The organism is Prochlorococcus marinus str. MIT 9107 (genome assembly GCF_000759855.1).
Taxonomy (GTDB): domain Bacteria; phylum Cyanobacteriota; class Cyanobacteriia; order PCC-6307; family Cyanobiaceae; genus Prochlorococcus_A; species Prochlorococcus_A marinus_N.
Window position 1 is genome coordinate 199872 of the sequence record NZ_JNAI01000010.1, and the last position, 11720, is coordinate 211591.

16 protein-coding genes are annotated in these 11720 nt (G+C 30.9%); 5 read left to right on the top strand and 11 right to left on the bottom strand.

What is annotated here, in order from left to right; all coding sequences use genetic code 11:
• On the top strand, positions 1–342 hold the full coding sequence (locus EU92_RS0109295) for a hypothetical protein (RefSeq protein WP_032514748.1): 342 nt from the start codon (positions 1–3) through the stop codon (positions 340–342).
• A gap of 4 nt (positions 343–346) precedes the next feature.
• On the opposite strand, the gene EU92_RS00615 is transcribed toward EU92_RS0109295, so the two are convergent.
• The 3 genes from EU92_RS00615 to EU92_RS0109300 form a co-directional block, all read right to left on the bottom strand.
• Positions 347–493 carry a high light inducible protein gene (locus tag EU92_RS00615; RefSeq protein WP_011375661.1) on the bottom strand — a complete coding sequence of 49 codons (147 nt, stop codon included), beginning with the start codon at positions 491–493 and terminating at the stop codon, positions 347–349.
• 69 nt (positions 494–562) lie between these two features.
• Positions 563–946: a hypothetical protein gene (locus tag EU92_RS00610; protein ID WP_032514750.1), complete on the bottom strand. Its 384-nt coding sequence runs from the start codon at positions 944–946 to the stop codon at positions 563–565.
• Between the two features lie 26 nt (positions 947–972).
• Complete coding sequence (locus tag EU92_RS0109300; RefSeq protein WP_032514751.1) at positions 973–1236, bottom strand: DUF2973 domain-containing protein; 264 nt, start codon at positions 1234–1236, stop codon at positions 973–975.
• A 147-nt stretch (positions 1237–1383) separates the two neighbouring features.
• Between EU92_RS0109300 and EU92_RS00605 the strand changes: the two genes are divergently transcribed.
• Positions 1384–2535 carry a trypsin-like peptidase domain-containing protein gene (locus tag EU92_RS00605; protein ID WP_052045071.1) on the top strand — a complete coding sequence of 384 codons (1152 nt, stop codon included), beginning with the start codon at positions 1384–1386 and terminating at the stop codon, positions 2533–2535.
• A 5-nt stretch (positions 2536–2540) separates the two neighbouring features.
• Here EU92_RS00605 and EU92_RS10055 read toward each other — a convergent pair whose 3' ends face one another.
• Positions 2541–2684, bottom strand: a complete 144-nt coding sequence (locus tag EU92_RS10055; protein WP_193741778.1) for a hypothetical protein — start codon at positions 2682–2684, stop codon at positions 2541–2543.
• A gap of 163 nt (positions 2685–2847) precedes the next feature.
• Entirely contained in the window at positions 2848–4458 is a 1611-nt protein-coding gene (locus EU92_RS00600) for an ABC-F family ATP-binding cassette domain-containing protein (RefSeq protein ID WP_032514752.1), read from the bottom strand.
• Between the two features lie 72 nt (positions 4459–4530).
• Between EU92_RS00600 and EU92_RS10060 the strand changes: the two genes are divergently transcribed.
• Positions 4531–4707 (top strand): hypothetical protein, encoded by a 177-nt coding sequence (locus EU92_RS10060; protein WP_193741779.1) that lies wholly within the window; start codon positions 4531–4533, stop codon positions 4705–4707.
• Here the strand turns inward: EU92_RS10060 and EU92_RS00590 are convergent.
• Complete coding sequence (locus EU92_RS00590; RefSeq protein WP_032514754.1) at positions 4685–4915, bottom strand: hypothetical protein; 231 nt, start codon at positions 4913–4915, stop codon at positions 4685–4687. The two genes, EU92_RS10060 and EU92_RS00590, sit on opposite strands and share 23 nt — an antisense overlap.
• A gap of 35 nt (positions 4916–4950) precedes the next feature.
• Positions 4951–5289, bottom strand: coding sequence for a hypothetical protein (locus EU92_RS00585; RefSeq protein ID WP_032514755.1), 339 nt, complete (start codon positions 5287–5289; stop codon positions 4951–4953).
• A gap of 118 nt (positions 5290–5407) precedes the next feature.
• On the opposite strand from EU92_RS00585, the gene EU92_RS0109305 reads away from it, so the two are divergent.
• Entirely contained in the window at positions 5408–5716 is a 309-nt protein-coding gene (locus EU92_RS0109305) for a ribbon-helix-helix domain-containing protein (protein ID WP_032514756.1), read from the top strand.
• Here the strand turns inward: EU92_RS0109305 and EU92_RS00580 are convergent, their stop codons facing one another.
• From EU92_RS00580 to EU92_RS00565, 4 genes are read right to left on the bottom strand one after another with little or no spacing between them, the layout of a single operon-like run.
• Complete coding sequence (locus EU92_RS00580; protein ID WP_032514757.1) at positions 5717–6421, bottom strand: potassium channel family protein; 705 nt, start codon at positions 6419–6421, stop codon at positions 5717–5719.
• A 19-nt stretch (positions 6422–6440) separates the two neighbouring features.
• The gene (locus EU92_RS00575) at positions 6441–7844 is read right to left on the bottom strand and encodes a potassium transporter TrkG (protein ID WP_032514758.1); all 1404 of its coding nucleotides are present in this window, start codon (positions 7842–7844) and stop codon (positions 6441–6443) included.
• A gap of 5 nt (positions 7845–7849) precedes the next feature.
• On the bottom strand, positions 7850–9658 hold the full coding sequence (locus tag EU92_RS00570) for an SLC13 family permease (RefSeq protein WP_032523612.1): 1809 nt from the start codon (positions 9656–9658) through the stop codon (positions 7850–7852).
• Positions 9659–9705: 47 nt separating this feature from the next.
• Positions 9706–10899 (bottom strand): NAD(P)/FAD-dependent oxidoreductase, encoded by a 1194-nt coding sequence (locus EU92_RS00565; RefSeq protein ID WP_032514760.1) that lies wholly within the window; start codon positions 10897–10899, stop codon positions 9706–9708.
• 95 nt (positions 10900–10994) lie between these two features.
• On the opposite strand from EU92_RS00565, the gene EU92_RS00560 reads away from it, so the two are divergent.
• Positions 10995–11717, top strand: a complete 723-nt coding sequence (locus EU92_RS00560; protein ID WP_032523613.1) for a phosphoadenylyl-sulfate reductase — start codon at positions 10995–10997, stop codon at positions 11715–11717.
• Positions 11718–11720 lie beyond the last annotated feature (3 nt).

The following is an 11720-nucleotide window of genomic DNA, read 5'->3' on the forward strand; positions in this document are numbered from 1 at the left end:
ATGAATTATTTTCTTAAAGCTAATATAAAATTTATTACTTACTCATTAATTTTACTTTTAGTCATTCCTTTTTTTGGAATTAACTTTTTCATAAGCTTTCTCGGTAACGTCCTACTACTTTTCTTGCTAATTCCTCTTTTATTATTACTTTTAGTATTTTTAGGTTTTAACTCTTACAAATCAAAAATCAACACATGTAGTAATTGTGGTGCCATATATTTTGGTTTAAATAAAACTTGCATGAACTGTGGTTTAGATTTAGAGGATATTAGTAAGAATGATCAATTAGGTAACAAACCAAGTGAAAGTACTATTGAAGTGAATGCAGAAGAAATAAAATAAGAAACTAACCTATTCCGATTTGTCGAAGGATACTTTGTCCAGTAATTAATTCAGTACCAAGGCCAATCAAAATACCCATCATTGCCATTCGACCATTCCAGGTCTCAGCAAAATTTACAAAGCCAAATCTTGGTTGATTCTCATCATTCATAATTAACTACATTATTCATTTAATTATTTTAACGTTTTAAGGAAGAATTTATGATAAATAATAAATTAATTATTTAACATGTCTAACTCCATCAACAGGTCGATACTCCTCTCCCGTTAATTCCTCATATACAATGGCGGGCAATCCTGTATCAAACATTGTTTGCAATGCTTCCTTTAACATGGGGTTCCATCCACCTGTACTTACTTTGCCATGTCTTACTGTCCAATCCCAAGTTCCCTGGAGATCTCTGGGCAATCTACCTTCTCTATCTCTTCTAGCTACTAAGTCTAAAGACTCTACTAAACCAACAATAATTGGATTTTTACCATAAGAAGGTGTTAGGCTTAGTTCAAGCCTAACAGGGTCTTCTTTAACCATTTTTAAACGAAATCTTGGTGGCAATTTTAGAGATCTTATGACCGCCGAGACAATTTTTGTTCTTAATTCCAATTTGTTTACCTTAAAATTTAAATTGCTTAATCAGTTGTTGTACCCTTTTCTTCTAGGGTAGAGTCATTGTCATTAGAAAATCTTACTGTTAATAACTCCTCTTCAGTTATGTTTCCTGATTTATCTAGAAGTTCGGGATGTATTGTGTACTTTTTTTGTTTAAAATTGGGGCTACTAAAACCTTTTTTTTCAGTACCAGTTATATTCCAACCATTGGACATTACTTTAAATGCTTTCCATACTAGGTAGGTTAAGGCTGCAGAATATATAATTGGAAATAGAATAGTCATCAAACTTATAAATTAATTAGATATATATATGATTATCATAATAGCCAGAAAAAAATAAAATTAGCTATCTAAGTTAATAAAATATTCTGCTTACTAAATTAATTTTTTTGAGTAGTTATATTAAAAATACATCAATATTGCTTATTAATGAATTCGAAAAAAATAAAAAAGTTAAATTTGAAAAGATTCAATAAAAAGATATTATTACTCTCTTCAGCAATATCAATCGGAATTTTTTGCCCATTAAATACAATATCTCAACCATTAATTACTTCAGAATTAAATGAGATTAATAAAGATTCCAATAAATCGTTCATAACTAAAGCTGTTGAAAAAACTGGTTCTTCTGTAGTAACAATTGATACTCAAAGATATGTTAAAAAAAGAAAATTTCAAAGCAATTCCCAAATATTTTTAGACCCATATTTTGAGAGATTTTTTGGACTAGATTTACCTTACAACAATCAGCCAAGAATAGAGCAAAGCCAAGGAAGTGGATTTATATTCGCAGACGGACTTGTTATGACTAATGCTCATGTTGTAAATGGATCAGATAAGGTAATTATAGGTTTGACCAACGGCAAAAAATTCAGTGGAAAACTAATAGGTCAAGACTTTTTTACCGATTTAGCTGTCCTTAAGATTGAAGGGAAAGGACCTTGGCCAAAAGCACAATTGGGCGATTCAACAAAAATTAAAGTTGGTGATTGGGCAATCGCAGTTGGAAATCCATTCGGTTTGGAAAATACAGTTACCCTTGGTATTATTAGTAATCTTAAAAGAAACGTTACTCAATTAGGCATATACGATAAAAAACTTGAGCTTATTCAAACAGATGCTGCTATTAATCCAGGAAATTCTGGAGGTCCATTGTTAAATAGTAACGGAGAAGTAATTGGGATTAATACGTTGATCAGATCAGGTCCTGGAGCAGGTTTAAGTTTCGCAATTCCTATCAATAAAGCAAAGGAAATTTCCTATCAACTTATAAATAATGGAAAAGTAATACATCCAATGATTGGGATAAGTCTAAAAGATGAAAGTAATTTTGAAACAAGTAATAATGTCGTTAAAGTTGGTTATGTAGTCCCTAATAGTCCAGCAGAAAAAAGTGGAATTATGGTAGGTGACATTATCATCAAAGTGGGTAATAAAGAAATTGCTACCGCTTCAGACGTTATCAGCGAAATAAGTAAAAATGGTATTAAAAAACAAATAAATATAGTATTAAAGCGAAGAAATAAATTTATTAGATTAAAAGTAATACCAACTGACATTACTAATCTACAAAATAATTAAAAGTGTCAACTGTTATTTTGTTTAAGTATTTCTACACATCTAGAAATACAATCACCATCTTTAATATCACAACTAGAGATGCATTCAAAATAACTTTCAACAGGATCAGAAATTTGAAATTTTTTTTCCTTAAAATCACAATTTGTCATATTTATAACTAAAAACTTTTTTTTGTACTTTTAACAGTAAACAAGGACAGTAAACTATGTAAAGAGAAATGAGTGATCTTGCCTATCTAAATGTAAACTTTTTTAAAAGTGAAAAAAAATTTCAAAAATGATTATTTATTTAATTACAAAATTTTTGTAGTTTTTATTTTTTGTCTAAAAAATATTCGTAATTACCATCATAAGAGAATAACTTAGAATCTTTAATTTCGACAATTCTATTTGCTACCTTTGAAATGAAATATCGATCATGAGAAATGATTAATAATGAACCTTTATAATTCTTAATTGCTAATTCTAGATTTTCCTTAGATTGCAGATCTAAATGATTAGTTGGCTCATCCAATAGCAAAAAATTACTAGGATTAATAATCATAAGAGCCAATGCTAATCTTGCCTTTTCTCCGCCACTAAGTTGTTTTATATATTTAAAAACAGTTTCATTTTGAAAGCCAAAACCTCCTAAAAATGTTCTTAATTTTTTTTGTGACCATTCTGGAGATTTATTACATATTAAATCAATCACTCTTTCTTCAAGCGAAAGTGCTTCAGCTTGGTTCTGCTCATAATAGCTAGTAATTATATTATGTTTACCAAGATTAATTTCTCCAATTTCAGGAGATATTTTTTTCATAATAAGTTTAAGCAATGTAGATTTACCACATCCATTAGGTCCTAATATTGCTATTTTCTCTCCCGAAGAAACCTTTAAATTCACGTCTAAAAAAAGAATAGTATCTTCATAACTATGAGATAAATTTTTGATATTTAGAACTAATTTTCCTGAGCGAGGACATTCTGGAAAATTAAAAGCGGGACTTTTTGATTTTGCTCTAGGAGCCTCAATTTTAGAAATCTTTTTTAATTGTTTTTCTCGACTCTTGGCTTGAGAACTTCTATTTGCACTAGCTCTAAATTTATCTATATACTTTTTCTGAATCTCAATTTCTTTTTGTTGTAATTGATATGCTTTATTGTGTGATTCTTCATTTAAAGATTTCTGTTCTACAAAAAAAGAATAGTTCCCATTATATGTTTCAGCTATTCCTCTATCTATAAAAATTATTTTTTTACATAATTTGTCTAAAAAATATCTATCATGGCTAATAATAATAATTGCTATCTTAAGGGACGAAAGATATTCTTCCAACCAGAAAATAGTATCTAAATCTAAATGATTGGTTGGTTCATCAAGTAAAAGCAAATCAGGTTTTTGTAAGATTATTTTTCCAAGTGCAACTTTCATCTGCCAACCACCTGAAAAGTTGCCAACTAATTTATCAGCATCATTTACAGAAAATCCTAGTTTAGGCAATATTTTCTCTACATCAGATTGCATTTGATAACCACCTAAAGCTTCAAATTTTGCTTGATATCTTGCGAGTTGATTGACTAATTTTTCAAGTTCATCGGAATGTTTTTTTGTATCCAAAGATTTCATTTTTTTCTCAATTTCTAAAAGTTTAATGGCAACAATTTGTATATCTTTGAAAGAACTTTCTAATTCCTCTCTCACTGAACAATTCAAGTTACAATCAAACTCCTGTTTTAAGTGTGCAATTTTAGGATTTCCCTCTTTGATGATAGATCCACTTGTTTGATCTTCCTCTCCAATTAAAATCTTAAATTGGATGGATTTACCTGCACCATTAGAACCAACTAAGCCAACTTTTTCTCCTTTTTTAATCTCCCAATTAATATTTTTTAAAACAATATCTGTAGAATAAATTTTGCTTACATCTTCAAATCTAATCACTATTTTAAAAGAGAATTAACAAAGTCTTAGGCTTATTTACAAAAAAATATTTTGTGGAATAAAATTGAATTTATGAAAAGAATAGAACAAATTGTAGTAATTTTCATAGCGGCCGCTCTTGCAATTCCAAGTTATTGGTTTTTTTGGACTTTAGCTGGTGGAGGTGGCTACAACAAAAGAATAAAACCTATGACGAATCAAGACAATAATTTTTCGAAACCTTTTCCTAAAGACCTCCTCGAGCCTTAACTAACCACATTTTAGTTGCCTCATCGTCAATAGTACTTAAATATTCAATAACCTCTTCTTTGGTAACCGCAAGATTCAATTCGCTGCCAATATCACATATTTTATCTAAGGCCTTTTTGGGATTGGTCAAGGCTGTCATAAACAAACTTTGTTTTTTTTTGGAGTCGTTTGCTATTAATTTATAGAGCTTTTCAGCATTACTTGTCATGTTTTTTTAAATCTATTTACTAATAGATTATTACTTCAGGCTACATTTTGTTCAGTATATTTATTAATAGATAAATCATTATCAGTATCTTTTATTTCTTTTGCTGATGCATCTGCCATACTTCTTGCGTCTAAACATAAAACCTTTCTTAGTTTCGCAAAGTTAGCTGCATGAGATTTTCTTCCATCTTTTTGAGCATAATACTCAGACTGTTGAAGAATATGGTGAAGATGAGTCAACAAATATGGACTGATTACCGCTGATACCAAAACATCACTATTTTCATTATCGTGAGAATCAGAATTAACTAATATTTTTTTCTTTCTATCAATTATCGACCTTTTAGGTGAATCAAGTTTTCTTGAATTTTTCATAGGGCAATAAAAATAATTAATTGATACGGAGATATATTTCCTTACTAATAATATACACAAAGATAGTATCCTTGACTAACAATGTATACTATTAAGTAACAGTTATCAACTTTGACTCATGGCTACCCGTCAAAACTCAACAAATGGGAAGCCTAAATCTCCCAGAATTCAAGTAGTTCTTCCAGAATCAATATGTGAACAACTGAATATTTTAGCTAGTAATCAATCTAGAACAGTGAGTAATATGGCAAAAGTGTTGATACAAGAAGGTATTAAAAAATACTTCGAGAAAGAGGACAAATCACTTGTCTCAGAAAATAATTTCAATACAGATAAATTTAGAGTCGAACTTGAAAAGCAAAGCGCCAGGAGATTTAAAAAAGCTAGTCAAAGAATTAGATACTATAAAAAAACTGATCAAAAATAATTAATTTTGAGGCAATTCCTGTAAATCTACAGTTTTTCCCATAACTACCAAAATATTTCCTCTTTCCAAAATATATTTTGCAGGAGGATTAACTGTTAACTTTCCCGCAGGTCCAGCTGCAAGAACATTTACTAAATAATTTTTCCTCAAATTTAAATCTCTCAAAGATCTTCCAATAAATTCTTCTGGTACAGTTATTTCATCTATACCAGTTTGGTTATCTAGCTCCAATCTTTCAATTAGATTTGGTCTGACCAGTTCTAAGCCCAATCTTTCACCTTGCATTCTGGAAGGAAAAACAACTTTATCTGCACCTACCCTTTTTAACATTTTTTCGTGTAAGTCACTCGTAGCTCTTGCTATTACTCTTTTGACTTTGCTACCTTCACTATCCTTAGCAATCAGTGTTGTAGTTATACTTGCTTCAATAGGTTCACTTATACCTACTACAACAGTATTCATTTCAAGTATGCCAGATTCCTTCATAGATTCTTCATCAGTACAATCTACAACTCTAGCTTCTATCGAAGGTTCCAATTGTCTCAAATCATCAATAGCTTTTTCCGAATAATCTGCAGCCAAAACATCTGCACCATTACTTATAAGTTCTCTACAAACAGCAGTACCAAATCTTCCAACACCAACAACTGCAAAAGTAAGTGCTTCTTTTCCTCTGTCTTGAGACCACTGCCACCAATCAGCCATAATAAAACTCAGTCAATACCTAAACATAAAGATCAGCCTTAGGATAGCCAATTCTCTTTTGTCTATCTATTCTACTCTTATAAAGAGCCTGCCAAAGTGCGCTTAATAGCAAAAGGATACCGAGTCTACCAACAAACATACCAACAATAAGAATAAATTGGCCAAAATGATTTAATTTTGCAGTTAAACCAATATCAAAACCAACTGTTGCAAATGCAGATATGCAAGTAAACAGAATTTCTAGGAATGTGAAAGATTCTTTTTTAACAAAAGTATTAGTTGTACTTAGCAGCATTGCCATTAAAATAACAAAAAGCAATGATCCAACTGTGATTCCAACTGCCTTTAGAATAACTTTGTCTGATATTAATCTATTACTAATAATTACATCTTTCTGACCTCTTAAAGTAGATCTAGTTGCAGCCATTAACGCAATAAATGTAGTTGTTTTGATGCCTCCACCAGTACCTCCAGTACTTGCCCCAATAAACATCAGTGTCATTAGTAATAAAATACCAGTATCTGAGATAGAGTTTATGGAGATCGGGTAATTTGTAAAGCCTGCAGTTCTTGCACTCACTGTTTCAAAGATTGATGATAATAACCTTTCAAACAAATTCAAATCATTAAAAAATTGACTATTTAGTAATGATTCAGTTATGAAGAATCCTAATGATCCAAAGAATATTAGAGAAAAACTTATCCTAATAACTAGTCTGGAATGAAGGCTCAATTTTTTATATGAAAGATTTTTTTTATTACTCCAAATATCATCAATAACTCTCCATCCCAGTCCACCCATGACAATAAGAAAAACAAACACAGTATTAACCAAAAAATTTGTTCTATAGTCTTGGAGACTATTTGACCATAAAGAAAAACCTGCATTGTTGTATGCAGATATGCTGTGAAAAATCGAGGACCAAAGTCTTTCCCAATTATTTTGAATATCTACAAATCCAAAAGAATATAAAACAATTGCTCCAAAAGATATTATGAAAGTTGCAGTTATAACAATGCTTTGAAAAGTTCGACCAATTCCTCCAACTCCAAATTCATCTAGAGTCTTTCCTTTATCTAATCTAGTTCTTAGCTTTGTCCCCTTTACAACGAAGCCTTGTAAAAATGTCGTAATAGCCATTAATCCTAGACCACCTGATAAAAGCATCAAAGCTAAGAAAACTTGGCCAAAGAAATTTAAATCAACCCCAATATCTATTATGGTTAAGCCAGTAACTGTTATAGCAGAAGTAGATGTAAAAAATGCTTCCCACAAACCAACCTTTGAAGATGAACATAATGGAGAACTTAAAATTATAGTTCCAACGAAAATAATAAATAATCCTGTAACAATAGTAAATTGAGGTACAGATAGTTTTCTGTAGGCATCTTTTAACTTATAAAAATTACTTGTGAATTTCACGTTATTTATCTGAAATTTAGAATTATCAAAGCTGGCACTGTAAATGACATTATAAGTGTTAATCCAGCTCCGTATTTTGCGATATCAAAAAATCTATATCGCCCAGGACCGTAAACCATTAAATTTGTTTGATAACCCATTGGAGTCAAGAAAGATTGACTTGCTCCGAATAAAACAAGCATTATTAAAGCGCTAGGTGAAATGCTTAAAACATTTGAAAATTCAATGGCAACAGGTAAAATCAAAGCCACCGAAGCAGCATTACTTATAAATTGGGTAAGAATAACTGTCAATACAAAAATTACGACTAATGCAAAATAAAGAGGCATTCCATAAAGAGCAAAATCAAGATTGACTGCTATTAAATCTGCTAGTCCCGTTACTTGCATAGCAACACTAAAACATGATAAGGATCCCAACAATAAAATAACGTCTAACCTAATTGATTTTTGTATTTCTGCAGGTCTTAAACAGCCAAAAGCAACCATTGCAATAACTGCCAAAAGAACGGAACCTACCAATGGAATATTAGTAACCGTAGGTAAAACCACCATTCCTATTGCAATTGCAATCGCTATAGGTTTTTTTATCAAGACAGGTAAATCATCTTCGAATTGATCTAAAATAAGCAAATCATTGCTGGCCTGCAAACCTCTTATTGAATCTAAAGGCGCTTGCAATAATAAAACATCTCCAGCCCTTAAAACAGCTTGGCCTAATCTCTCCTGAACAGTTTGTTGACCTCTTCTCAGTGCCAAAACTGTTGCATTATGACGCTGCCTGAATCTTAATTCTCTCAAACTTGCACCAGCTAAAGTTGAGCCAGATGGTAACAATGCTTCAAAGGTTTTAGTACCTTCATCATCTGAGAAAACATTAGCTTCTCCAAAAGATGTTTTATTCTCGCCTAATAAAATGGTATGTTCCTGTTGCAGTCTAAATAAGTCAGCTCTTGTAACGCGTATTATTAATCTATCATCCGGTTCAATCTTTCTGTCTGCCAAAGGAGGGAGAATAACTTTTCCATTACGTTGCAATTCCAGAACATCAACATCAAATCGTCTCTGCAATCTACTATTTCTAACAGACTGTCCAACTAATTCTGACGCAGAGGGGATAGTAACTTCAGTAAAATAAATATTCATATCCCCATTTTTAATAAAATCCTTATTTCTCCCTCTATCTGGCAAAAGCATTCCTGAAAATAGGATCATATAGGTTGTACCTATCAGCCACACAGGAATTCCGATTGAAGTCAAACTAAATAATTCCAAAGCTCCATAACCTAATTGCTGACTAATATCGCTTACAAGAAGATTTACTGAGCTACCTAATAATGTCAGAGTTCCACCTAGCAAAGTAGCAAAAGAAAGAGGTAATAAAACTTTAGATGGTGAGATATTTCTCCGTTCGCACCAACCTTCAATTAAAGGTAATAAGGATGCTACTACTGGCGTATTAGGTACAATTCCAGATATTGGAGCAATTAAAAAAGCTATTAATGAAATTAATTTCCTTGGCGTTCTAATACTTTCAGAAGAAATCAATTCTCTTACTCTGTCTAAGGCACCACTTTTAAATAATGCAGAGGAAACCGCAAATAAACCCATAAGAGTAATTAGGGAAGGGCTACCAAATCCAGCTAAAGCTTTTTCAGGCGAAAGAACCCCTGTAGCTATAAATATTCCAACACATAACAAACCAGTCAACTCTGGCGCAATAGTGTTTTTTATAAATAAAATTATTGACATTATTAAAACAACTACCGTTATAAACGCATCATGATTATTACTAACAACTGCAATTAAATTCATATGAAACTTATTTAACTCAATATACCCAAAAACAATTTCAAAAAAGTTTAATTGAAATTATCTTTTTTAAGAAACTTTTTAAAAATAGATTTTTTTTGGAATATCCATAAAGATGCAGATTTTAAGCTTTCAGTTATATCAGGCAATTTAGAAGCATATATAAGTCTTCTTGCCTCAAAAGCCAATTTACCGGATAAAGTAACCCCAAGGCCAGAGATTGAAGCTTCCCCTATTCCTAAGCTAATCATTTCACCATTATCTTGAAATTCAAAAGGTAAAAGATCTTTTCCTTGAAACAATAGTTCTAGATTTTTAGCGAGATGATTTCCTTCCTGCATAGCAACCTGAGCTGTTATGGGTAGATCCTCCATCCCTGCAATAATTGAAACATCGCCAATAGCAAAACAGTTTTTATAGTTTTCTATTTGCAAATTATCATTAACTAAAATTCTTCCAAATTTTTTTGTTATTTCATCATTTTCCAAATAAGACAAATTAGGTTTAACACCTGCAGTCCAAATAACAATATTTTTATCCAAAGAAGTTATTCCATCCTCGCCATCAATACTAATTTGAGTTTCTGAAACTTCTTTAACTGTGGAATTTAAAAGAACGTTAATTTTTCTTTTTTTTAATGCCTTCTCTGCTTGTTCTCGATTAAAAATTTTGTTCTTATTGAGAATTTCATTTGATTTTTCTATTAGATTAATTTCAAATTGATCTTGAAATATATCTTTAATTTTGCATGCCAACTCGATACCAGAGGGACCACCTCCAACTATGAATAACTTTTTATGAAAAGAAGTTTTTTGTGATTTTTTTAAAAAAGATTTTAATTTATTTAGATCTTGAAAATCATTAAAAAAATAACAATTTTCATCTACACCTTTTATTGAAAAACTATTTGGAATAGATCCTGTACAGATTATGAGATATTGATAACTTAATTTTAATTCGTCACTAAATTGAAGAATATTTTCTTGGAAGGAAATCTTGGTCAAGCAATTTTTTAAAAAAGTTATCCCTGCATCAGAAAAAATATTTGCAAATTTTGGCGTAGCCTCCCACATTCTTATTTCTTTACTTAAAACTTCATACATTAAAGGTTTAAATATAAAGTTAGATTCAGAATCAACTACAAGAATCGGTAAAGAAGGATTAAGATTCTTTAAATTCAATGCAAATGTCATACCTGCAAAACCTGCTCCAACTATTACTATTGGTTTTTGTATTGATTTCATTAGCGAAATATTGTTATGCGTAAATGTATTATTAAACTATACGAATAATTTTCAAATTGAGCGAAATAAAATTAAACTCATAACCAACTTGAAGAATGATTGAAAACATCCACAAAGATATTCAACCTAACTTAAGGAAATATATTCAAGAGCTAGTAGATATGAAGCCTCAAGAAATGCTTACATGGGGTTATGAAAAGTTTGATAATCAATTTGCAATTACAACAAGTTTTGGAATACAGTCATCAGTCCTTTTAAATATGGTCAGCAAATTATGTCTTCAAAAAAAAATCAAAATATTTTGGATAGATACAGGTTACCTACCTCAAGAAACATACCAATACGCAGAAAAGCTGATTCAAGATTTGTCTTTAGAAGTAGAAGTTCTACAAAGTGAATTAACTCCAGCAAGAATGGAGGCTTTACACGGAAAACTTTGGGAGACAAATAAAGAGAGTCATTTAGATAAATATCATGAATTAAGAAAAATAAAACCTTTAGAAAATGGTCTAGAAAAATATAATATTTACTGTTGGGCAAGCGGTGTTAGATCAAATCAAACAGAAAATAGAAATAAAATGAAATGCCTAGACATAATTCGACAAAGACTTTCTTTAAGACCTTTATTAAATTGGACAAATAAAGATATTTTTTATTATATGGAAGAGAATAATTTACCTGCCCATCCTCTTTTTATCAAAGGTTATTCTACTGTAGGTGATTGGCATTCAAGCAGTCCTGATGGTATCGAAACACAAGGCAGAGATACAAGATTTGGTGGTATTAAACAAGAATGTGGAATCCACACTGATAATTAAATT